The 20,993-nt window shown below is 70.1% G+C and carries 20 protein-coding genes and 1 tRNA gene; 9 read left to right on the top strand and 12 right to left on the bottom strand.

The features are described from left to right. Nucleotides 1-144 precede the first annotated feature (144 nt). Together AB0E94_RS07000 and AB0E94_RS06995 are read right to left on the bottom strand one after the other, a co-directional pair. Nucleotides 145-218 (bottom strand) — tRNA-Gly (locus AB0E94_RS07000). 133 nt (nt 219-351) lie between these two features. Then, complete coding sequence (locus AB0E94_RS06995) at nt 352-858, bottom strand: pyridoxamine 5'-phosphate oxidase family protein (protein ID WP_360323436.1); 507 nt, start codon at nt 856-858, stop codon at nt 352-354. Nucleotides 859-944: 86 nt separating this feature from the next. Here AB0E94_RS06995 and dcd point away from each other — a divergent pair, with 86 nt between their 5' ends. Beyond that, entirely contained in the window at nt 945-1,523 is a 579-nt protein-coding gene (dcd, locus tag AB0E94_RS06990) for a dCTP deaminase (protein WP_360323434.1), read from the top strand. A 122-nt stretch (nt 1,524-1,645) separates the two neighbouring features. Here the strand turns inward: dcd and AB0E94_RS06985 are convergent, their stop codons facing one another. Next, nucleotides 1,646-2,125, bottom strand: coding sequence for a YcxB family protein (locus tag AB0E94_RS06985; RefSeq protein ID WP_360323432.1), 480 nt, complete (start codon nt 2,123-2,125; stop codon nt 1,646-1,648). 83 nt (nt 2,126-2,208) lie between these two features. On the opposite strand from AB0E94_RS06985, the gene AB0E94_RS06980 reads away from it, so the two are divergent. Continuing rightward, a complete protein-coding gene (locus tag AB0E94_RS06980; protein WP_360323724.1) occupies nt 2,209-2,487 on the top strand; it encodes a YciI family protein in 279 nt (92 codons plus the stop codon). Nucleotides 2,488-2,497: 10 nt separating this feature from the next. Here the strand turns inward: AB0E94_RS06980 and AB0E94_RS06975 are convergent, their stop codons facing one another. Next, nucleotides 2,498-3,040, bottom strand: a complete 543-nt coding sequence (locus AB0E94_RS06975) for a phosphoribosyltransferase (protein WP_360323430.1) — start codon at nt 3,038-3,040, stop codon at nt 2,498-2,500. 123 nt (nt 3,041-3,163) lie between these two features. Here AB0E94_RS06975 and AB0E94_RS06970 point away from each other — a divergent pair, with 123 nt between their 5' ends. After that, complete coding sequence (locus AB0E94_RS06970) at nt 3,164-4,291, top strand: PP2C family protein-serine/threonine phosphatase (RefSeq protein ID WP_360323428.1); 1,128 nt, start codon at nt 3,164-3,166, stop codon at nt 4,289-4,291. A 2-nt stretch (nt 4,292-4,293) separates the two neighbouring features. On the opposite strand, the gene AB0E94_RS06965 is transcribed toward AB0E94_RS06970, so the two are convergent. Next, the gene (locus AB0E94_RS06965; RefSeq protein WP_360323426.1) at nt 4,294-4,449 is read right to left on the bottom strand and encodes a hypothetical protein; all 156 of its coding nucleotides are present in this window, start codon (nt 4,447-4,449) and stop codon (nt 4,294-4,296) included. Between the two features lie 246 nt (nt 4,450-4,695). On the opposite strand from AB0E94_RS06965, the gene AB0E94_RS06960 reads away from it, so the two are divergent. Both AB0E94_RS06960 and AB0E94_RS06955 read left to right on the top strand, forming a co-directional pair. After that, on the top strand, nt 4,696-6,552 hold the full coding sequence (locus AB0E94_RS06960; RefSeq protein WP_360323424.1) for an acyl-CoA dehydrogenase: 1,857 nt from the start codon (nt 4,696-4,698) through the stop codon (nt 6,550-6,552). Between the two features lie 153 nt (nt 6,553-6,705). After that, the gene (locus AB0E94_RS06955) at nt 6,706-9,180 is read left to right on the top strand and encodes a S8 family serine peptidase (RefSeq protein WP_360323422.1); all 2,475 of its coding nucleotides are present in this window, start codon (nt 6,706-6,708) and stop codon (nt 9,178-9,180) included. A gap of 3 nt (nt 9,181-9,183) precedes the next feature. On the opposite strand, the gene AB0E94_RS06950 is transcribed toward AB0E94_RS06955, so the two are convergent. Continuing rightward, complete coding sequence (locus tag AB0E94_RS06950) at nt 9,184-9,702, bottom strand: histidine phosphatase family protein (RefSeq protein WP_360323420.1); 519 nt, start codon at nt 9,700-9,702, stop codon at nt 9,184-9,186. 111 nt (nt 9,703-9,813) lie between these two features. On the opposite strand from AB0E94_RS06950, the gene AB0E94_RS06945 reads away from it, so the two are divergent. Beyond that, nucleotides 9,814-10,092 (top strand): DUF6458 family protein, encoded by a 279-nt coding sequence (locus AB0E94_RS06945; protein WP_317789289.1) that lies wholly within the window; start codon nt 9,814-9,816, stop codon nt 10,090-10,092. 61 nt (nt 10,093-10,153) lie between these two features. Here AB0E94_RS06945 and AB0E94_RS06940 read toward each other — a convergent pair whose 3' ends face one another. Continuing rightward, nucleotides 10,154-10,831 (bottom strand): hemolysin III family protein, encoded by a 678-nt coding sequence (locus AB0E94_RS06940; protein WP_360323418.1) that lies wholly within the window; start codon nt 10,829-10,831, stop codon nt 10,154-10,156. Nucleotides 10,832-10,909: 78 nt separating this feature from the next. On the opposite strand from AB0E94_RS06940, the gene AB0E94_RS06935 reads away from it, so the two are divergent. Genes AB0E94_RS06935 through AB0E94_RS06925 form a run of 3 tightly spaced genes read left to right on the top strand, consistent with a single transcriptional unit; the run spans nt 10,910 to nt 13,090 of the window. Further along, nucleotides 10,910-11,515, top strand: coding sequence for an allophanate hydrolase subunit 1 (locus tag AB0E94_RS06935; RefSeq protein ID WP_360323416.1), 606 nt, complete (start codon nt 10,910-10,912; stop codon nt 11,513-11,515). Then, nucleotides 11,512-12,351, top strand: a complete 840-nt coding sequence (locus tag AB0E94_RS06930) for a biotin-dependent carboxyltransferase family protein (RefSeq protein WP_360323414.1) — start codon at nt 11,512-11,514, stop codon at nt 12,349-12,351. Before AB0E94_RS06935 ends, AB0E94_RS06930 begins: the two co-directional genes overlap by 4 nt. Then, a complete protein-coding gene (locus AB0E94_RS06925) occupies nt 12,347-13,090 on the top strand; it encodes a 5-oxoprolinase subunit PxpA (RefSeq protein WP_360323722.1) in 744 nt (247 codons plus the stop codon). The genes AB0E94_RS06930 and AB0E94_RS06925 overlap by 5 nt, the downstream gene beginning before the upstream one ends. 24 nt (nt 13,091-13,114) lie before the next feature. Here AB0E94_RS06925 and AB0E94_RS06920 read toward each other — a convergent pair whose 3' ends face one another. The 5 genes from AB0E94_RS06920 to AB0E94_RS06900 all read right to left on the bottom strand — a co-directional run bounded on the left by AB0E94_RS06920 (nt 13,115) and on the right by AB0E94_RS06900 (nt 20,939). Next, nucleotides 13,115-13,969, bottom strand: coding sequence for a CU044_5270 family protein (locus tag AB0E94_RS06920; RefSeq protein ID WP_360323412.1), 855 nt, complete (start codon nt 13,967-13,969; stop codon nt 13,115-13,117). Continuing rightward, complete coding sequence (locus AB0E94_RS06915; RefSeq protein ID WP_360323410.1) at nt 13,962-14,537, bottom strand: RNA polymerase sigma factor; 576 nt, start codon at nt 14,535-14,537, stop codon at nt 13,962-13,964. Before AB0E94_RS06915 ends, AB0E94_RS06920 begins: the two co-directional genes overlap by 8 nt. 32 nt (nt 14,538-14,569) lie before the next feature. After that, complete coding sequence (locus AB0E94_RS06910) at nt 14,570-16,363, bottom strand: NHL domain-containing thioredoxin family protein (RefSeq protein ID WP_360323408.1); 1,794 nt, start codon at nt 16,361-16,363, stop codon at nt 14,570-14,572. Nucleotides 16,364-16,440: 77 nt separating this feature from the next. Next, nucleotides 16,441-20,400 (bottom strand): hypothetical protein, encoded by a 3,960-nt coding sequence (locus AB0E94_RS06905; protein WP_360323406.1) that lies wholly within the window; start codon nt 20,398-20,400, stop codon nt 16,441-16,443. 398 nt (nt 20,401-20,798) lie between these two features. After that, nucleotides 20,799-20,939 (bottom strand): hypothetical protein, encoded by a 141-nt coding sequence (locus tag AB0E94_RS06900; protein ID WP_317789281.1) that lies wholly within the window; start codon nt 20,937-20,939, stop codon nt 20,799-20,801. Nucleotides 20,940-20,993 lie beyond the last annotated feature (54 nt).

Below are 20,993 nucleotides of genomic sequence, written 5' to 3'. Positions count from 1 at the left end.
CGCGATGAGGACCTGCGGACCGGGACTGCTGCCAGGTCAGCTGTCGAGTGCTGCTGCGCTGGCCTAATGGTACGAGAGCGGCTGACAGTGCGTCAAAAGCCGAACGCCTGGCCACGATATTAACCGTGACCAGGCGTTTCGTCCTGGAGCGGGTGACGGGAATCGAACCCGCACTGTCAGCTTGGGAAGCTGATGTTCTGCCATTGAACTACACCCGCAAGCTGCCCCACTGTACCTGATTATCCGAGTCTGCGATGGCACCGGGCCCGGAAACGTGACGCGCTGCGGTAGGCGATGACACGAACAGCTGTTCAGCGAGAAACGGGCCTGCCGAGTGAGGGTGAAGGGCGGTCAGCTGGCCACGGCTAACAGGTTGGGTTTGGGGCGAGGGGCCCGCCACGTCTGGGCGTAGGCCGGCACGAACGGGGTGGCGGCCAGCGGCAGGGCCCCGGCCGGACCGTGGCGGCGGAGCATGGCCGTCTCGATCGTCAGCTCGAACAAGCGCCAGTCGACGTCTGGGGAGGCGTGCAGGGTGCCGGCCAGGTGAGCGATCGTCCGTGGGTCTCGGACCGGGGTTGCCCGGCCGGTCAGGGTGGCCTCGTCGTCGTTGTCCTCCGGTGGGTAGGCGTGCAGGGCGTAACGCCCGTCGCGCTCCAGGTCTCGGCGTTTCGGGGAGTCGACTATGAAGCAGTAGAGACCGTCGGCTGTGAAGACCGGGGAGACCGGGTGGACGCGTGGGCCGCCGTCTGGGCGGATGGTCGCCAGGTAGCCCATGCCGGGGCCGTACTGCTGCAGGAGCGCACGGATGCCGTCGGCGAGCGCCGGCTCGGCGGCGGCGAAATCGGACCAGGAAGCCATGCCGGCATTCTATCGAACATATGTTCGAGGTGGCCACTGAACACGCCGATTCGGGCAGGTCCGAACGTGGTCGGTATGGTGTTGCGATGCTTCTCTCTGACCGTGACCTGGTCGCCGAGATCAAGTCGGGTGGGCTCTCGCTGGAGCCGTTCGAGCCGTCGCTCATGCAGCCGTCCAGCGTCGACGTTCGGCTGGATCGGTTCTTCCGGGTGTTCAACAATCACCTGTACACCCACATCGACCCAGCCGAGCAGCAGGATGAGCTGACCGCCCCGGTCGAGGTGGAGGACGGTCAGCCGTTCGTGTTGCATCCGGGTGAGTTCGTGCTGGCGTCCACGCTCGAGGTGATCACTCTCGGGCAGGAGTTGGCCGCCCGTCTCGAGGGCAAGAGCAGTCTCGGGCGTCTCGGGCTGCTCACCCACTCGACCGCGGGGTTCATCGACCCGGGGTTCTCGGGGCACGTGACGCTGGAACTCTCCAACGTGGCCAACCTGCCGATCAAGCTCTGGCCGGGGATGAAGATCGGGCAGCTGTGCATCTTCCGGCTGTCCAGCCCGGCTGAGCACCCATACGGGTCGGCCGTCTACGGATCCCGGTACCAAGGGCAACGCGGCCCTACCGCGAGCCGTTCGGCGCTCAATTTCCGGACCTGGCCGACGCGCTGACGGTGCCGGGCCGAACGCGCTGACGGTGCCGGGCCGGCGCGCTGACAGAAGCCGAGGGCGCTGAAGGTGATAGGCGGGACCACGACCCGCTCGGCGTAGGGGAGAGCTCGGTAGCCGTACCCCTAATGGGTGTTTCGTCGGACCTGAAGCCCATGCGCCGACGCCGCGCCGAGGACCTGTTCGATCTCGGCCGGGCTCAGCCCGGCCGTCGGAACCGGCAGGAACCGCGTGCCACGCAACCGGAAGAGCAGCTGCCCGGAGAGCTGTTCGACCGAGCGGACCGCCCGCCAGGCGTACGCGTGCCGGGCCTCCGCGTCCGAGCTGGCGACCCCGCCCTCGCTGATCTCGTAGGTGGTGAGCCGCCCGGTGCGCAGCCCGCGCGCGGTGTGGTTCAGCAGGACCACCGGAACGATCACGGCAAGTGCCGCTCCACCGGCCAGAAGGCCCGGGCTGAGGTCTCCGGTGACGCCCAGGAGAAGCACCGCGACCAGCAGGAAAGCCCACCCGGCGAGGCGGGCGGCGAGTACCGGGCGGCGAAGGCCGTGCCTGGTGGCGGCGGCGATCAGCGCCGGGTCGGCAACCGCGGTGATCTGGATCTGCACCCCCGAAAAGTACCTTTTGCCCACCGCCGATCGGCACCCTCCGGGCGGCTGTAACGGGATCTACGATTGGCGGCGTGTATCTCATGATTTCGACGTACCTGAAGCCGCTCGACGAGGTCGACGCGGCCCGTGCCGATCACCTGGCCTTCGTCGACGAGTTGGAGAAGACGGGCTACGCGGTCACCGCGGGCCGGATGGACCCGCCGACCGGCGGCATCATCCTGCTGGACGTGGACACTGAGGCCGAGGCGCAGGAGCTGATGGCCACCGACCCGTATGTGGTGCGGGGCCTGGCCGCTTACACCGCGACCGGCTGGCACCCGACCCGGGGCGCCCTCGCCGGCTACAAGCGGGCCCGTTAGTCCATTTTGTTTACGGGTCCAGGTCCATTCCGGTCAGCAGGGTCCTGATCGTCAGCTCGGCCGACACCGCGGGCGGGCACTCGTCGACGATCACGGCCGTGCCCAGGTACCTCGACCCGAGGAGTTCGCGCAGGCCACGAGCCTGAGCCCCGGTGGCCGCCCAGTCGTCGACGACGAGGGCGCGGTCGCCGGGGCTGATCAGTTTCTCCCGCACGCCCAGGCGCTGGACGTCGCCGCGGTGGTCGGTGGGCACGTCGGCCCAAATCATCGGCTCGGCGATGGCCCGGCGTGCCCCGGCCCGGTACGCCTCCACGAACCCCACTCCGAGCGCCCGTGCCACCAGGGGCCCGACCATGAATCCGGTCACCTCCGGCGAGACCACGACGGTCGGCTGGTCGGCCCGGAACAGGTCGGCGAGGGCCGGCCCGAGACCGTCCAGGATGCGCGGGTCACGCCACCATCCGGACCGGTCGCTGACCATGTAGTCGTGGCCGGGGCCCAGGTCGGTCCAGCGGAAGGCGGATCGGAGAAGATCACGGAGATCGTCGGTCACGCAGACATCCTGTCACCGGGCGCCGTTCTTGTTGGACCGACCGAATGACTGCGGTACCTACGACGGGTCAGAACCGACTCAGCCTACGGGTCAAGTTGATGCCCGACGTCAGGTCGATCGGGCATGCTGTTCGGCGGAACCATGCCTACTTTCATGGCGGGACGACGCCCGCTGAGCCCAGGGAACCGCGCCGGCATCGGCGCGGCCCTCGTGCTGCTCGCCGTCGTGTCCGCCGTGGAGCTGACCGAGCCCGGCGTGGACTATGTCGGTCTGCTGGCGGCGGTGCCGTTCCTGGCCGCGGTCTTCGCCGTCTGGCAGCTGGTCCTGGGGGCCGGTGTGATCGCCACGGTGGTCGGGGCGGTCTTCGTCGGGCTGGCCGGTCCGGCCGTCGGCATGGCCGGTCTGGTCAACCTGATGGGCATCGTGCTGGCGACGGGTGTGGCGGCCGCCGGGGCGACGATCCGCCAGCGGCAGGCCGAACGGATCGCCGAGCTGCTGCGGCTGGCGGCGGTGGCCCAGCAGGCGGTGCTGCGGCCGATCGGCCCGCAGGTGGGTGCGCTCGCGGTGGCCGGCCGGTACATCTCGGCGACTGCCGCGGCGGACATCGGAGGAGACCTCTACGAGGCCCTCAACACGCCTTACGGCGTTCGGATCATCATCGGGGATGTACGGGGTAAGGGCCTCGACGCAGTCCGCCTGGCGAGCATCGTGCTGGGTTCGTATCGGCATGTCGCGTACGAGCGGGCCGACCTGAAGTCGATCGTGCAGGACCTGGACCGGGCGGTGGCCCGGAGCGTCGGCGATGAGGACTTCGTCACAGCGGCTCTGGTCGAGGAGCGCGGTGGCACCCTGACGATCGTCAACTGTGGACATCCGGCGCCGCTGCTGCTGCGTCGTGGTCAGGTGATTCCGCTGGAGCCGCCCGCCCCGGCGCCGCCCCTGGGCTTCGTGCCGGAGGTCAAGGCGCGGGTGGAGCGTCTGGAGCCGGGTGACCGGCTGCTGCTGTTCACCGACGGGCTGGGCGAGGCGCGGCGGGACGGTGAGTTCTTCCCGACCGCCGACCGTGCGTGGCGCCTGCTGGGCCACGGCACGGTCGGGGACGGTCTCGCGTCGCTGGAGACGGCCCTGGTCGACTGGGTCCACGGGCGTCTCGAGGACGACATCGCGTTGGTTCTGCTGGAGTACGCCGGTCCGGACGGCGGCGCTGCCGTCTCGGTGCCGAGCTGGGAAGTCGGAGCCGCGGGCAGCTGATGTCAGGCCGCGCTGTCCTCGGTGTCGGCCGTGGTGGCCGGTGAGGTCGGCGCTGGAACTGGTGGAGCCTGGTCGGGTTGGCGGTGCCGCCCGACGTAGTTGCGCGGCTGGTTGGCCTGGCGCGGCTCCGGGATCAGGTTCTTGAGCGTGGCGAACATGGCGTCCCCCTGTTCGTAGCTGTCTATCCCTTAGAACGAGCCGTCCGTGCACGCGATACGTGATCAGCGTGTCGAAGTAGGCAAATGGCCGAACGGTTGTATCGACAGCCACCCGATCGGACGGACTACCGCCCCTTCCTGGTGGGTCTGCCCGGAAACCCTGGCCGGGTTGTCGCTGGCTACCGATGAGTAATAGAGTGGGGTTACTGACGGGTAACTCGCGTCCGGAGAGCGGGGCCAAGCACCATGACGCACTACAAGAGCAATCTTCGTGACCTCCAGTTCAACCTGTTCGAGGTCTTCGGAGCAGAGAAGTCGCTCGGCCAGGCGCCGTTCGACGAGTTCGACCTGGAGTCCGCGCGCGACGTGCTCGTGGAAGTCGACCGGCTGGCCCGCGAGGACCTGGCCGCCAGCTACACCGAGGCGGACCGCAACCCACCGGTCTTCGACCCCGCGACGAACACCGCGCCGCTGCCGGAGTCGTTCAAGAAGTCCTACGAGACGTTCATGGCGTCCGAGTTCTGGCGGCTCGACCTGCCGACCGGCCTCGGTGGCACCCCGGCGCCGCGGAGCCTCGTCTGGGCCGTGGCCGAGCAGATCCTCGGGGCCAACGCCCCCATCTGGATGTACTCGTCCGGTCCGTCCTTCGCCCACGTGGTGTGGACCGAGGGCACCGAGGAGCAGAAGGAGTGGGCCAAGCTCTTCGTCGAGAAGCAGTGGGGCTCCACCATGGTCCTCACCGAGCCGGACGCCGGCTCGGACGTCGGCGCCGGCCGTGCCCGCGCCATCCCGCAGCCGGACGGCTCGTGGCACATCGAGGGCGTCAAGCGCTTCATCACCTCGGGTGAGCACGACCTGACCGACAACATCATCCACTACGTCCTGGCCCGCCCGGTGGGCGTCGAGGGCGTGGGCGGTCCCGGCACCAAGGGCCTCTCGCTCTTCATCGTGCCGAAGTACCACTTCGACCCGGCCACCGGCGAGCTCGGTGAGCGCAACGGCGTCTACGCCACCAACGTCGAGCACAAGATGGGCCTCAAGGTCTCCAACACGTGCGAGATGACCTTCGGTGAGCACGGCACCCCGGCCAAGGGCTGGCTGCTCGGCGAGGTGCACCAGGGCATCCGGCAGATGTTCATGATCATTGAGAACGCCCGGATGATGGTCGGCACCAAGGCGATCGCCACCCTGTCCACCGGTTACCTCAACGCGCTGGAGTACGCGAAGAACCGCGTACAGGGCGCCGACCTGGTGCAGAACACCGACAAGGCCGCGCCGCGGGTGACCATCACCCACCACCCGGACGTACGCCGTTCGCTGATGCTCCAGAAGTCGTACGCCGAGGCCCTCCGCGCCCTGGTCATCTACACCGCGACCTGGCAGGACAAGGTCGCCATCGCGCAGGCCGCCGGCGACGAGAAGGCCGCGAAGATCGCCAGCCACGTCAACGACTTCCTGCTGCCGCTGGTCAAGGGCGTCGGCTCGGAGCGGGCGTACGAACTGCTCGGTGCCGAGTCGTTGCAGACCTTCGGTGGTTCCGGCTTCCTCCAGGACTACCCGCTGGAGCAGTACGTCCGGGACGCGAAGATCGACACCCTCTACGAGGGCACCACCGCGATCCAGAGCCTCGACCTGATCTTCCGCAAGATCGTCAAGGACGGCGGGCGTACGCTCGGCACGATCGCCGCCGAGATCCAGGGCTTCATCGAGAGTGAGGCCGGCAACGGTCAGCTCAAGACCGAGCGGCTCGCCCTCGGCAAGGCGCTCACCGAGATGCAGAACATCCTGGGCGTGACCCTGGGCTGGCTCCAGGCCGTGCAGAACGGCGAGCCCCGCGAGCTGTACAAGATCGGCCTGAGCTCGCGTCGGATCCTGCTCGCCCTCGGCGACGTGGTCCTCGCGTGGCTGCTGCTGCGCCAGGCCGAGGTCGCCCTGACCGCGCTGAACGGCGAGGTCTCCGCGGCGGACAAGAAGTTCTACACCGGCAAGGTGGCCGCGGCCCGGTTCTTCGTCGCGGAGATCCTGCCCCGGATCGGCGCCGACCGCCGGATCATCGAGAACACCACCCTCGACCTGATGGACCTGGACGAGGACGCGTTCTGATCCACAAGCTTTTCCCACTCTCCTGAAAAAGGCGAAGGCCCGGCGGACAACGACGTCCGCCGGGCCTGAGTCTTTTGCGGGGTGACGCCACCGTATCGACGTGCGCTACGATGATCATCGTTTCATGTGGATCACTGGGCGCGGGGGCCATCGGTGCGCATCACTTCTGCCAGTCTCGTTTCCCTTCTCCTAGTTGGCCTGACGGCCGTCCCGGCGACCGCCGCCGTGCAGTCGGTGCGGGTCAACGTCGGCCTGACCGATCCGGCGGATGCCACAGCCGTGCTGGCCGGCCTTGGCGAGCGCGTCCTGAGCAGTGCGCCGGTCGCCGGCCTGCCGGCGCTGACCGTCGAGGTTCCGGCCGCTGAGGCGGACGATGTGATCACGACCCTGACGGCGGATGCCGCTCACGTGCGGTACGCCGAACCGGACGGCACCGTGCACGCGACCAGCGAACTGGTCCCCAGTAACGCGCTGACCTGGGCCAAGGTTCCGGAAGCCTGGACCTGGACGGCAGGGCGTGCCGACGTCACGGTTGCGGTGGTCGACTCCGGAGTCACCGCGAACACGGACCTTCCCGCCAGCCGGATCACTGCCGGCTACGACTTCGTCGACGACGACACGGATGCCACCGACAGCGAGAGCCACGGGACCAAGGTCGCCTCGGTCATCGCGTCGACGAGAGGCAACGCCGTCGGGGTGGCCGGCGTCTGCGGGGTCTGCGAGATCATGCCGGTGCGGGTGCTGCGCTCGGATGGTACGAAGACGGCAGTCGGCTCGATCGCGGATGCCGCCGCCGGAATCGCGTGGGCCGCGGATCACGGCGCCGAAGTCGTCAACGTCTCGTTCAGCACCACCACCGCGAGCCGGCTGCTGCAGGACGCGGTGGAGCATGCCGCGTCGGCCGGGTCGCTTGTCGTCGCATCGGCGGGCAACGACATCTCGACCATCCGTCACTACCCCGCGGCCTACGAGCCGGCACTGGCAGTGACCGCGCTGACTTCGAGATTTTCGAAGAACACCGCGACTGACCACTGGGTCGACGTGTCGGCCATCAACTCGACAAACGCTGTCCAGCCGGACGGCACGACTGTCGTGTTCGAGGGCAGTTCGGCATCGGCCGCGATCGTGGCCGGGGTGGCCGCCCTGGCCTTCTCGATCAAGCCGGACACCACCGCGGCCGAGGTGCGGTCATCGATCGAGCGGACTGCCCTGCGGCATCCGTCCCTTCCCGCCTACCACGCCCCGCTGGCCGATGCGGCCCGACTGGTCTCCGAGTCAGGGGCGGCTGACACTGTCAGCCCGGTCATCAAAATGACCACCCTGATGGACGGCATGGTCATCTCGGCCGCTGGACTCCAGTTCGTCGCGACCGCGACCGACGATCACGGCATCGAGCGCATCGAGTTCCTGACCGGGGACCGCGTCCTGGGCACGCTCTACAAGAGCGGGGCGGCGGTCCTGATCAAGCCGGAGCCCGACTACAACGGCACGCTGCCGATCACCGTGAAGGCTTACGACTACGCCGGCAACGTCGCCACCGGGAAGACGGTGACGATCCAGGTCGACGCCGTCGTACCCACCGGATCGTTCGTCACACCGGCCGAGGAGGACGCCTGGGTAGCGGACCAGGCGAAGGTCACGGTAGCCACTTCGGACGACGCGGTCAGGGTGTACAGCCCACTAGGTGGTTCGCTGGCCCGGACCTACGGGACCAATCAGTGGACCGGCTTTGTCACGGCCGCTGACGGCGAGGTCCGCATCGTGATCCGGGACCGCGCCGGCAACGAGTCGACGATCGTCCGCAAGGTGCGGATCGACGCCGCGGGCCCGGAGTACTCGACGGTGGAGCCGAGCGCGGATGCCGTCGTCGGTGGCACCTTCACGACGTCGGTCCTCGGTGTCACCGATCTCAGCGGTGTGGCCACGGCGGAACTCCTGGTCAACGACCTGTCGGTCGGGTCGGTCACCGCCGCGCCCTACTCGCTCACCGTGACGGCGGGGTCCGGCTCCAAGGTGCTGCGCTGGCTGCTGACCGACCGGGTGGGCAATGTCACCGAGATCCGGCGGACGGTTCAGATCGACCGGGACGGGCCGGTGGCCACCTCGGCCTCCCCGGCACCCGGCGCGCGGGTCCGGGGCATCTTCACCGCAACGATCGGTGGGGTGACCGACACCGCCGGCTCGGTCCGGGCCGAGCTCAAGGTGAACGGGCGTTCCTACGGCGTCGACACCACGGCGCCGTTCGCCTTCACCGTGCCGACCGGCACCTACTCCGGCCCGGTCAACCTCAGCTGGACACTGACCGACAAGCTCGGCAACACCCGCGTCTACAACCGCCAGGTGATCGCCGACAACGCCGGGCCGACCGTGTCGATCAGCAAGGCGCCGAAGAACAAGGCGAAGATCAAGGGCACGACCAAGGTGTACGTGAAGGCGTCCGACGCCAGCGGTGTCGCGCGGGTCGAGCTGATCGTGAACGGGAAGGTCGTGGCCCGGGACAGCACCGCGGGTTACGTGCTCGCCTTCAACGCGAGCAAGCAGAAGAAGACCATGAAGGTCCAGGTCCGGGCGTACGACAAGCTCGGCAACGTGAAGTACACGAGCACCCGGACCTGGTACCGGAGGTAGGGCTCAGCCCCGAGCGGTGTGGGACCGGGTCAGGCGCATCGCGCCCGGTTCCACTGAGGGCCACGGCTTCTCGCCGGTGTGCACGGCCAGGCCGGACGTCTTCATTTCGACGACCGTGCCGGTGTACTGATCATCAGGCAGCAGCAGAGCGGACACTTCGGACATCGTCGGGTTGTGACCGATGATCAGGACTGTCCGGACCGTCTCCGCGACCTCGTGCAGCAGGTCGAAGACCTCGCCGCTGCGGCCCAGGTAGAGCGAATCCGGGTAGTGGACCTCGGGCGACGGCTGCCCGTTGCGGCCCTGCGCCAGCGCGATCGCCGCGTTCTGCCAGGTCTGCCGGGTGCGCTTGGCCGGCGAACAGATCACCAGATCGGGATGCAGCCGCTCGTCGACCAGCCACGCGCCGGCCGCGTCGGCGTCGAGGCCGCCCCGGTCGGACAGGGCACGGTCGAAATCGTCGAAGTCGCCGGGGATCTCCGCCTTGGCGTGGCGCAGCAGGATGAGCGTCCGCGTGGTCATCGGTACAGCTTGCCTGATTGGGATTCGGTGCGTGCGGGTAAACGCTCGATCAACGCATTCATCACGGTCGAGCGGGCTCGCACGGCCGGGCGGACACCCGAGGAGGGTCCGATGGGCATCGGTGCAAGCATTTTCCTGCTCGCTCTGGGGGCGATCCTGGCGTTCGCCGTGGAGGCGGACATCAGTGGACTGGACATCGGCGTGATCGGCTGGATCCTGATGTTGGCCGGCCTGGTCGGCCTGGTCATCACGCTGTCGTTCTGGAGCAGCCGTCGCCGTACCGTGGTGACCCGCACGCAGGCGCCGGTCGCCGGGGCGGGCTACACCTCCGAGTACCGCGAGGTCCGCCGCGACGACGTCCCGCCGCCGCCTCCCCCGGCGTACTCCTGACGAAAGATGCCCCGGGCAACCTGCCCGGGGCATCTTTTACCAAGAGATTTTTACCAAGAGATCAGGCGTACAGAGCGAAGTAGACGGCGATGTGGTGGCAGATCGCCGCGACCAGCGTGCAGGCGTGGAAGAACTCGTGGTGCCCGAAGACGGTGGGCCACGGGTTGGGTCGGCGCAGCGCGTAGAAGACCGCACCGACCGTGTAGATGGCGCCGCCGACGAGCAGCAGCACCAGGCAGGTGACACCGCCGACGTGCAGCACCTCGGGGATGATCGCGACCGCGACCCAGCCGAGCGCCACGTAGAGGGGTGCGCCGGCCCAGCGGGGCAGGTGCGGCCACACCATCTTCAGCGCGACGCCGCCGAGCGCGCCGCCCCAGACCAGGCTGAGCAGGACGATCTGCTGAGTGCCCTCGAGCAGCAGGACGCAGAACGGCGTGTAGCTGCCGGCGATGAAGATGAAGATCATCGAATGGTCGGCGCGTCGCATGATCTGGTAGCCGCGCTCGCTCCACACCCGGCGGTGGTAGAGCGCGCTGATGCCGAACAGGCCGCACACCGTGACGCTGTAGATCAGGCAGCTGATGAACGGCGAGATGCCGGGGCGGCTCAGCGCTATCGAGCTGAGCACGATGCCGCAGACGAGTGCGACGAAGAACGCGTACTGATGCAACCGGCCGCGTAGTCGCGGCTTGCCGAGGTCGGTCGGCTTCATCCGGAACGGGGCTGAGGTCGTCACGCGTTCCAGGTTACGGCACCGTAGGTTACTGGGGGGTAGTGATGCCGGATACGGTTGACGCTGCCGGATGATTTCCACATGAAGATACGACGGGTGGGAGCGTCCGGGCTACTGATCGAGTGCGATGATGCCGACCGGGTCGAGGACTGGCGGGCTGAGCTGTGGCGACGCCGCGAAAACGGTGAACTGCGAGCGGTCGAGATCGTGCCCGGCGCACGCACGATCCTGCTCGACGGAGTGGCCCCCGGCACCGAGGAACTGCTGCCGCAGTGGGAGCCGGCACCCGGCGGAATTCAGTCTGAAGGACCCCTCGTGGAGATCCGGACGGTCTTCGACGGCGAGGATCTCGGACCCGTCGCCGAACTCTGGGGTGTCACCACCGGCGAGGCGGTCCAGCGCCTGACCGACACGACACTCAACGTCGCCTTCTCCGGATTCGCACCCGGTTTCGCCTATCTGCGGGGACTCCCGGACGCGTGGGCGGTTCCCCGGCTCGCCGCTCCGCGGCCTCGCGTCCCGGCCGGCGCCGTCGCGCTGGCCGGCGGCTACGCGGGCATCTATCCGACGGCGTCGCCGGGCGGGTGGCGGCTCGTCGGTCACACCGATCAAAACCTCTTCGACGTACGGCGGAAGCAGCCCGCCCTCCTCACCCCCGGGACTCGCGTGCGGCTGGTGGCGGCATGATCACCGTGTTGCGGGCCGGGCCGCTGACCACCGTGCAGGACCTGGGCCGCCCGGGATACGCGCACCTGGGTGTGCCCCGCTCCGGCGCGCTCGACGAACCGGCCCTGCGGCTCGCCAACCGCTTCGTCGGCAACCCGGACGACGCCGCCGCCCTGGAGACCACGCTGCTCGGCTGTGCCCTGCGGTTCGCCGAGGCCGCGCTGGTGGCGGTCACCGGCGCGATCGCCCAGGTCGACGTGAACGGGCGCCCGGTCGAACGGCCACACGGCCACCAGTTGTTCGAGGTGCCGGCCGGTGGTGTGCTCGACATCAAGCGGGCCAGTCGTGGCGTGCGGTCCTACATCGCGGTGGCGGGTGGCATCGAGGTCGAACCGGTGCTCGGCAGCCGCTCCACCGACACCCTCTCCGGACTCGGGCCGGCCCGCCTCACCGACGGCGTCACCCTGCCCGTCGGCGTGCCCAGCGGGGCCCCGTCGCTGGTCGGGGAGCCGGCCCGGATCGGCGGTGAACTGGTGCTCGGGATCCGGCTCGGGCCGCGTGACGACTGGTTCGAGTCACATGGGCTGTTCGGTTCCGCGTACCAGATCAGCCCGTTGAGCAACCGGGTCGGCGCGCGGCTCGCCGGCAAGGCCTTGACCCGCAGAAACGTCGGCGAATTGCCCTCCGAGGGGGTCGCCCTCGGTGCCGTGCAGGTGCCGGCCGACGGGCAGCCGATCATCTTCCTCGCCGACCATCCGACGACCGGCGGATATCCGGTGATCGGTGTCGTCGACGACGTCACACCCCTCGCGCAGGCGCGCCCGGGCACTACCGTGAGGTTCCGTGAGCTCGATTGATCTGAACGCTGACCTGGGTGAGGGCTTCGGGGCCTGGCGGCTCGGCGACGACGACGCCCTGCTCGACGTGGTGACCTCGGCCAACGTGGCCTGCGGCTTCCACGCCGGTGATCCGTCCACGATGGCCACGGTGTGCCGCCGGGCGGTCGAGAAGGGTGTCGCGATCGGCGCGCAGGTCGGTTATCGCGATCTGGCCGGATTCGGGCGCCGGCGGATCGACTACGCCCACGACGAGCTGCGCGACGACATCGTCTACCAGATCGGGGCGCTGGAGGCGTTCTGCCGGATCGCCGGTGACCGGGTGCGCTATGTGAAACCGCACGGCGCCCTCTACAACACCGCCGCCGTCGACGAACTCCAGGCGTCCGCGGTGGTGGCGGCCGTCGTCACCTACGACCCTGCGCTGCCGGTCCTCTGCCAGCCCGGTTCGGTGCTCGCGATCCGGGCTGCCGAGGCCGGCCTGACCGTGGTCGGTGAGGGCTTCGCCGACCGTGGCTACCTGCCGGACGGCCGGCTCGTGCCCCGGTCCCGGCCGGATGCGCTGGTGCACGACCCGGACGAGGTGGTCGCCCGGGTCGTGCAGATGGCCGTGGAGAGCTCCGTCACAGCGGTCGACGGTTCCGTCGTGGAGTGCCGGGTGCGATCGATCTGCCTGCACGGGGACACCCCCGGGGCAGTGCGTCTGGCCCGTGCGGTCCGGGACGGGCTCGCCGGCCGCCTGACGGTTCAGGCCTTTTGACGGAGTTCAGGCTTTCTTGCGGGTTCAGGCTTTTTGGCGGATCCGGTCGACCAGCGCGATCTCGTCGATGCTCGACTCCGGTGTGCCCAGCATCCGGAAGGTCTTCGGGTCGAAGACCCAGACCACGTGCTGCTCGGTCTGGCCGGTGGGCACCCAGGCCACGCCGACACCCTCGCGGCCCCGTGAGTCCTTCACACCCTCGACCAGGCTGACCCCGTCGATCAGGCCGATCGCCCGGTACAGTGCCGCCCGCTGCGCCGGACGCATCCAGTACCTGGTGGAGGCGGTGCCGAGGAACTTGGTCACGGCGTCGAGGCTGTCCGAGCCGAAATCAGCCCGCGCCGTCTTGCGGAGCCACGTGACCATCGCCGCCGGGTCGGTCGGCATGTCAGCCCGGTAGCGCACGATCACCTCGCAGTCGTCGCCGGCTCGGCAACCCGGGATCGTCGCGTACTTCCCGTCCTGGTCACGGCCCCACCCGTCGTGTCGGCCGTCGATCGACAGCCACGCCTCGTTCGTCGTTCCGCCCCACTCGATGAACCGCAGGTAGAGGAACTGGTCGTCACGCGGAACGACATCCGCTTCGTTCTCCACCGCGCCCGCCGCCTGATCCAGGAACGCGGCCACCGGAGTCAGCTTCGGCGCCTGCGCAGCGGTCGGCACCGGTGTGGGCGGCTGTGCGTTCGGCGTCACGATCTGCGGGACGGTGACCGCCGCGATGGCCGCGGCAGCCGCGGCGGCCAGGAGAGACGCCCATCGGCGGGTCCGCCTCGGCGGGGCGATCTCGGACATCAACCGGGTACGCGTCGCGGCCAGACGGTCCGCCGACGGCAGTGGAGTCTCCTCGCCCAGTTCCCGGACCAGCGTGATCTCATCCATGACGAACCCCCTCCTCGGTGCTGTGCAACGGATTGCTGCCGCCCAGCGCGGCACGCAGGATGTTCCGGGCCCGGTGCAGTCGCGAACGGACCGTGCCCACCGGGATGTCGAGCGCGGCCGCGACCTGCTCGTAGGTCAACTCCTCCTGCACGATCAGCAGCAGGACATCGCGGTCGCCGTCGGCCAGATCGGCCAGAGCCGAGGTGAGGACGTCGCGCAGTGCGGCCGCGGTGACGTCGGCGGCCACCCGGTCGGCGTGGCAGGAGGCGTCCGGCTCGGCCGGGACGGCCTGATGCAGGCGCAGCCGCCGGACCTCGTCACGGCGATGCTGGGCGACCAGGAGGGTGGCGATCCCGTAGAGCCACGGGCGGGCGTCACGCTGATCCGCCCGGAACGTGTCACGACGGCGGAACGCGGTCAGGAACGTCTCGGCGACCAGATCGTCGGCCGCCTGATCGCCGAGACGTCGAGCCAGGTAACGGTGGATGTGTGGGGCATGTCGGTCGAACAACGCCGCGAAGTCCTCGCGGAGCAACGCGGCGTCGTCCGGCTCGCTGTCGCTTCTCATGCCCCGTTATCCGTCATTCGGCGGAGATGAGTTCACGCATCCAGGCCACGCAGGATCAACGGGAGCCGGTCCGGGCCGGCCGGGTCGATCACGATCGGCACACCCCAGTCCTGCCGGGTCAGGTGACAGGCGCCGAACTCGGCGTCCACATCGCACGTAGCGGCTTGCGCCACGACCTGCAGAACACCCTTTGCAACATCAGGGTTGAGTACGATTTTTCGCGACAAGTCAGTAGTAGTGCCTTCACCCGCCAGGAGCAATTCCGCGGGCGACGCCGACACCACCAGCCGCACCGGCGAACCGAACTGGCTGTCCAGCTTCTGCCCCGGCGCCGGCGTGAAGATCACATCGAGCGTCACCTCGCCTGGCGCCAGATGCGACGGCGGCCGCTCGGTCTTGTGCCGCTCCCCGTCGACCCGCTTGACCACACCCGGCGCCAGCCTGGTCAGCCGGTGCGCGGCCGACTCCACCACGACCACCGTGCCGTCGGCGAGAGCCAGCACGTCACTCGGCTCGGCCAGACCCGAATCCACCGTGGACACCTCGTCCGACACCTGGTCGAACCTCCGGACCGCGCCGTTGTACGTGTCCGCCACCAGCACCGAACCGTCAGCCAGAGCCGCCACACCGAGCGGATGCTGGAACAGCGCCTCAGCCGCGGGGCCGTCCACGTGACCGAAATCGAACAGTCCCTGGCCGACCGCGGTGTGCATCACGCCCGCCTCGACGTAGCGCAGCGCCGACGTCTCACTGTCCGCGATCCACAGCCGTTTCTGATCCGGGCTGACCGACAGACCGGACGGCTGGGCCATCCACACATCGGGGATCGGGCCGTCCCGCAGCGCCTCCACGGTCGTGCCCGCGTAGACGCCGACCGTGCGCTTGATCGGGTCGAACCACCACAGCTGGTGGATGCCGGCCATCGCAATGATCACCTTGTCGTCGAACCAGGCCAGGTCCCACGGCGACGACAGGTCGGCGGCCAGCGCGTCGTGCGCGTGATCGTCGACCGCGGACCGCCACGGCCGCCCCGAACCGGCCACCAGCGTCACCTCGCCGGTCGCCGTGCTGAACCCGCGCAGCTGGTGATGGACCGTGTCGGCGACCACCACGTCATAACCGGCCACCTCGGCCACCGCCGGCGGCAGCAGCACCAGGCCCTGCGGCTCGCTGAACGGCTCACCCCGGACACCACTGCCGATCCGGCGGACCAGCGACTCGCCGTCCGGGGTCAGCTCCACCAGCGAATGCCGGGCCGAGTCGGAGACCAGCAGGTTGCCACCCGGCAGCTCGACGACCTTGCCGGGGAAACGGAGCAGGCCCTCCGGGGCGGGCGGCGGAACATACGGCCCGTCACCGCGGTGCAGCGTGCCGCTCGCCTCGTGCTTCGTGATCAGCTCGTCGATCAGGCGGGACAGGCCCTCGGCGTGACCCTCGCCGGCCATCGACGCGACCAGGTAACCCTCCGGGTCCACCACGGCCAGGGTCGGCCACGCCTTCGCCGCATACTGCTGCCACACGTGCATGTCGCCGTCGTCGACGACCGGGTGGTGTACGCCGTACCGCTCCACGGCCGCGGCCAGCGCCACCGGGTCACGCTCGTGCTCGAACTTCGGCGAGTGCACGCCGATCACGACGATCGCGTCGCCGTACTTCTCCTCGATCGGCCGCAGCTCGTCCAGGACGTGCAGGCAATTAATGCAGCAGAAGGTCCAGAAATCCAATATTAGGATTTTTCCGCGCAGATCGGCCAGGGTGAGGGCCTTACCGCCGGTGTTCAGCCAACCGCGACCCTTGAGTTCGGGCGCACGCACGCGAAATTCCATCCCGCCATGGTGCCTCACCTGCCAACAGCGAACGGCCTCACCCTGCGGTGAGGCCGTTCCCGTGGAACCGCTCTTGGTCAGCCGTTCTTCTTCAGGCAGAGCACCTGGTCACCGTCGTCCTTCGGGATCACGATGTACGGCTGGGACGCGTCACCGCACTGCTCCTTGGCCGTCACGATCGACACCACCGTGAACGTCTCCGGCTCGGTGCACGCCGCCGCCACCGGAGTGTTGCCGTCACGCTTGACACACTCGCCCTGGGACACGCTGAAGTCGTCGCCCGAGATCAGGTACACCAGGCCGAACACCAGGCTCAGCAGCAGCGCCGCACCCAGCACGACTGCCAGTGCCACCGGAATCGTGCGGACGTTCACCTTGCCCGACGGGGCCGGCGGCGGCGCGGGCGGATCGGCCTTGAACTGGTCGAAGCGGCCCTGCTCGTCAGCCGGACCGGGCCAGCTCGTGGTGTCCTCCGGACCCGGCGGGGTCACCGTGGCACGGGCGGCCGGGCCACCCGAGTAGGCGCCACCGGGCTGCTCACCGGGCATCGGCGGCAGGGCGGGCGCCGGCACGTACGGCGAGTTGCCCCGGCCGGACACATCCGTGGTGTGCTCGTTGTACTGATCCGGGTAGCCACCGGGGCCCGAGGTGAACTCGCTGTACGGCGGACCGGACTGGTCACCCGGAGCGCCGAACTGGCCGGGGAACGGCGGCTGGCCGGCCGGACCACCGCCCGGGAAGGGCTGACCGCCACCAGCCGGGAACTGCGGCGAACCCGGCATCGCGAACGGTGAACCGCCACCCGGCGGAGTCTCCGGCGGGGTGACTCGGGCGCTCGCCGTGGCACGGGCGGTGGCGCGGGCCGGTGACTGCGGGGCGACACCGGGGGCACCCGGGTCGCCGGGGGCACCGAAGCCACCCGGAGCACCGAAGCCACCTGGACCACCCGAAGCATTGGGGTCGCCGGGGCCGCCCAGGGCGTTCAGGCCGCCCGGACCGCCGAGGCCGTCACCGGACGGTGGCTGGAAACGATCATCGTTCGAGGGGGGCTGGAAGCGATCCCCGTCCTGCGGGCCGCCGAGGGGCGCGGCTGCGGCGCCGAACGCGGGCGGCGGGTAACCGCCCGGCTGCTCACCCGCCGGAGAACCCGGGAACGGCCCGGCGCCACCGCGGTCGTCGGCACCCCGCTGCGGCAGGCCGAACCCGCCGGACGGGTTCTCACCACGCTGCTGCGGGCCACCGAACGGATCGTTGCCCTGCTGAGCGCTGCCGAACGGGTCGTTGCTCGGCTGAGTGCCGCCGAACGGATCATTTCCCTGTTGGGCGCGGCCGAACGGGTCGTTGCCCTGTTGCGGTCCGCCAAAGGGATCGTTGCCCTGTTGCGGTCCGCCGAACGGGTCGTTGCCCTGTTGCGGTCCGCCGAACGGCTTGTCGCCCTGCTGAGGACCGCCGAACGGTGAGGTCGGTGCGGACGGGAAGCCGCCGGATTGGCTGTCGCCCTGCTGGGGGCCGCCGAACGGCGAGGTGGGAGCGGCCGGGAAGCCACCGGAAGCGCTGTCGCCCTGCTGCGGCCCACCGAACGGATCCGCCGGGCGGGCGGACCCGCTGAAGGGTGAGGTCGGCGCGGGCGGGAAACCGCCGAGCGGGTTGTCGCCCTGCTGTGCCGGCCCGTTCTCACCCTGGCGAGACGGTCCGCCGAACGGAGAGCCCTGCTGGGCGGGCCTACCGAACGGATCGCTCTGGGACGGTCCGCCGAAGGGGTCGTTGCCCTGCTGCGGCCCGCCGAGCGGGTCGTTCTGGGAGCCGCCACCGAACGGGCTGCTCTGGGCACCGCCGCCGAGTGGGTCGCTCGGGGACGGTCCGCCGAAGGGGTCGTTCTGGGACGGCGCGCCGAACGGGTCGTTCTGCTGGGCGGGTGCACCGAAGGAGCTGCCCTGTTGGGCGGGGCTGCCGTAGGGGCTGTCACTCCGCGACGGCTGGCCGCCGAAAGGCGAGGTGGGCGCCGACGGGAAGCCACCGGACGGACTCTCGCCCTGCTGCGGTCCGCCGAAGGGCGAAGTCGGTGCCGGGGCGAAACCGCCGGACGGGCTCTCGTCGCGCTCCGGCAGGCCGCTCGGCTTGCCCGGCGGGTACGGGGTGGCCGGGCCACCACCCTCGCCGCGCTGGGGCAGGCCGCTGGGCTGGCCACCATATGGCGACGCGGCGAAACCACCGGACGGCGACGCGGTGGCGGGTGACGCCGCGAAACCACCGGACGGCGACTCGTCCTTGGCCGGGGTCTCGTCCGCGGACTCCGGTGCCGGTGCCGGGCGGCCGTAGACACGAGCCTGCGGCGCGGCGCTGGACGGCGGGGGAAGCTCGGCGGCCTCGGCCGGGGTGACCCGGACACCGGGAACCGACGCGCTGGCGGTCACCGGGCGGGCCGAGCCGACCGCGGGCTTCTTCGCCGGGTCACGTGGCTGCGGAACCGAGGAGCCACCCTGCTGGTCGTCGCCCGAAGCGGACTGCGGGAGAGCGCCACCTGTGGAGAGCGCCGCACCCGGCACACGCTGCGGATATCCGGCAGCGGACAGCGGCGGCTCGCCACCGTCACGCGGGGCCGCGGAGTTGTCGGCCGGGAACGATCCGCCGAACGCCGGAGCGTCTCCCGAACGCGGGAACGAACCGCCGCCGAACGTGGAACCGTCCCCCGGAGCCGAGCCGCCGAACGCAGGGGCGTCCCCGGGCGGCGGGAAGGAGCCGCCGAACGAGGAGCCGTCGCCCGAAGGCGCGGCCGACCCGCCGAACGCGGAAGCGTCCCCGGAAGGGGCGAAAGAGCTGCCGCTCGACGGCGCGGCCGACCCGCCGAACGCGGGAGCGTCGCCGGACGGGGCGAATGAGCTGCCGAAACCGGGAGTCTCGCCGGACGGCGAGAAGGAACCGCCGCCGAGTGGGTCGCGGGAAGTATCCGCGGGCGGGTTACCGAACGGCGGAGCATCCGACGGCGGCGGGAAGGCGCCACCGCTGAAGGGCTGGGCCGCGCTGCCACCAAAAGCGGGTGCCTCGGCCGGCGGCGGGAAAGGACTGCCGCTGGAGGGGTTGCCGCTGGGCGGGCTGCCGAACGGCTGCTGGCCACGAACCGGCAGGTCCAGGCTGGGCTGGCTGCCGGACGGCGACTCCGTGCCCGGACCGGCCGGAGCGCGCAGCGGGAAGCCACCGCCCTCGCCGCGCCGGGACGGGAACGTGGTGCTGGCCGGAGGCGGCGGAGCAGCATCCGGGGTCTCCGGGCCGCGGACGTTCTGCATCCAGCTGTTCTGTGCCGGGCCGGTGCTGAACGCGCCGGGGGCGGAATTGTCCGGAAGGTCGGAGAGGCTGGCGCCCGGCACCCGGACCGGCTGGTCACCGAACGCGGAGAAGGAACGGCCGAGACCGCCGTCCTCGGGCGCGGTGGCGCCCGGAGTGCGGGCGGGGAGCCCACTCGACGTGAGCCGGCCACCTGACGGATCCGGTGCGGCGGGCGGCGGGAAACCGGCACCGAACGACGCCGGGGCGCCGGGGTCGGCAGCCGGGGGCGGCGGGGTGGCGGCGCTGGGCGGGGTCCAGGACGACTGTGGCTGGCCGGCGTCGAACGGCGCGGGCGCCGGGACGGACGCGGCGCCGGAGGAGGGCGCGGAACCATACGGCGACGGCGGAGTGCCGGGCGGGCCGTACTGACCGGGGGACGAACCGTACGGCGACGCGGTGCCCGCGGCCTCGGGGGAGACCGAACCATACGGCGACGCCTCGGGCTGTGGCACCCGGGCCGAACCGTAGGAGGTGCCGCCCTGGCCGGAGCCGGCGCCGAAGGTGGAGACGGCGGGCACGACGAACGGCGAGCCCCCGCCCGGAGTGGTGGTCGGCGGCGGACCATACGAGTTGGGGAAGCCCTCAGCGGGTGGCTGGGCCGATGCCCGGCCGGCGATCCGCTGTGCGTCGGGGTCGGGCGGGAACCCGCCCGACGTGGGTCCGCCCGACGTGGCCTCGGCCGGCTGACCGGCGTGCTGCCCCTCGGACGTCATACGCGCCTCCTCATCGATGCGGCCGTGCCAGCTTTGCACGGACGCGACTCCACCGACGACCTTCCGCCAGGGGTCGTGCCAGCTTTCCGGCCTGGCCGTGCTGGGGCCGGGGCGTTGTCGCTGCCCGGGTGGCCCCGGTCTCCCTCGCCGATCGGCCGTGCCGGTTCGGGGACCGTGCCCACGGTACCGGGCGGGCGCGGCGGGAGGAATCCCGGTGTACGCCCCTTGGGGACCTCTTACCGATCTTCGAGGCTGACATCAGACACGAACAGGGTGCGATCCCGGAAACGAGGAGGGCGTGATTCTGGTAACGCCGGAGCCGGGATCATGCGGGCACGAAACAGCCCGCCCAGGTGACCCGGACGGGCTGGAACGTCGTGTGCGAAACGCCTGGAACCTCAGTTGGTCCAGCGACGCTGGGCGATGACGGCGATCTCGTCGCGCATGGCCTGCGTGGGCGCCGCCTGCATCGCGCGCTCGATGGCACGGTTCTGGCGGCTGATCATCCGGTTGCGGCGAATGCGGTCGATCATGTTCATGGCAGTGCTCACTTCTCCCGCGGTGGCGGGTCTGGCTTGACGAGCGTCGCCGGA

Source organism: Actinoplanes sp. NPDC026670 (assembly GCF_040638175.1).
GTDB lineage: Bacteria > Actinomycetota > Actinomycetes > Mycobacteriales > Micromonosporaceae > Actinoplanes.
The sequence above is the reverse complement of the archived record's forward strand: the minus strand, read 5'-3'. Positions and strand labels throughout refer to the sequence as shown.

Excerpts from the sequence above, each read along its gene's own strand:
- AB0E94_RS06995 (WP_360323436.1), bottom strand. The coding sequence starts at position 858 with ATGGCTTCCTGGTCCGATTTCGCCGCCGCCGAGCCGGCGCTCGCCGAC.
- dcd (WP_360323434.1), top strand. The coding sequence starts at position 945 with ATGCTTCTCTCTGACCGTGACCTGGTCGCCGAGATCAAGTCGGGTGGG.
- AB0E94_RS06980 (WP_360323724.1), top strand. The coding sequence starts at position 2,209 with ATGATTTCGACGTACCTGAAGCCGCTCGACGAGGTCGACGCGGCCCGT.
- AB0E94_RS06970 (WP_360323428.1), top strand. The coding sequence starts at position 3,164 with ATGCTGTTCGGCGGAACCATGCCTACTTTCATGGCGGGACGACGCCCG.
- AB0E94_RS06965 (WP_360323426.1), bottom strand. The coding sequence starts at position 4,449 with ATGTTCGCCACGCTCAAGAACCTGATCCCGGAGCCGCGCCAGGCCAAC.
- AB0E94_RS06960 (WP_360323424.1), top strand. The coding sequence starts at position 4,696 with ATGACGCACTACAAGAGCAATCTTCGTGACCTCCAGTTCAACCTGTTC.
- AB0E94_RS06950 (WP_360323420.1), bottom strand. The coding sequence starts at position 9,702 with ATGACCACGCGGACGCTCATCCTGCTGCGCCACGCCAAGGCGGAGATC.
- AB0E94_RS06945 (WP_317789289.1), top strand. The coding sequence starts at position 9,814 with ATGGGCATCGGTGCAAGCATTTTCCTGCTCGCTCTGGGGGCGATCCTG.
- AB0E94_RS06935 (WP_360323416.1), top strand. The coding sequence starts at position 10,910 with ATGAAGATACGACGGGTGGGAGCGTCCGGGCTACTGATCGAGTGCGAT.
- AB0E94_RS06930 (WP_360323414.1), top strand. The coding sequence starts at position 11,512 with ATGATCACCGTGTTGCGGGCCGGGCCGCTGACCACCGTGCAGGACCTG.
- AB0E94_RS06920 (WP_360323412.1), bottom strand. The coding sequence starts at position 13,969 with ATGGATGAGATCACGCTGGTCCGGGAACTGGGCGAGGAGACTCCACTG.
- AB0E94_RS06915 (WP_360323410.1), bottom strand. The coding sequence starts at position 14,537 with ATGAGAAGCGACAGCGAGCCGGACGACGCCGCGTTGCTCCGCGAGGAC.
- AB0E94_RS06910 (WP_360323408.1), bottom strand. The coding sequence starts at position 16,363 with ATGGAATTTCGCGTGCGTGCGCCCGAACTCAAGGGTCGCGGTTGGCTG.
- AB0E94_RS06905 (WP_360323406.1), bottom strand. The coding sequence starts at position 20,400 with ATGACGTCCGAGGGGCAGCACGCCGGTCAGCCGGCCGAGGCCACGTCG.
- AB0E94_RS06900 (WP_317789281.1), bottom strand. The coding sequence starts at position 20,939 with ATGAACATGATCGACCGCATTCGCCGCAACCGGATGATCAGCCGCCAG.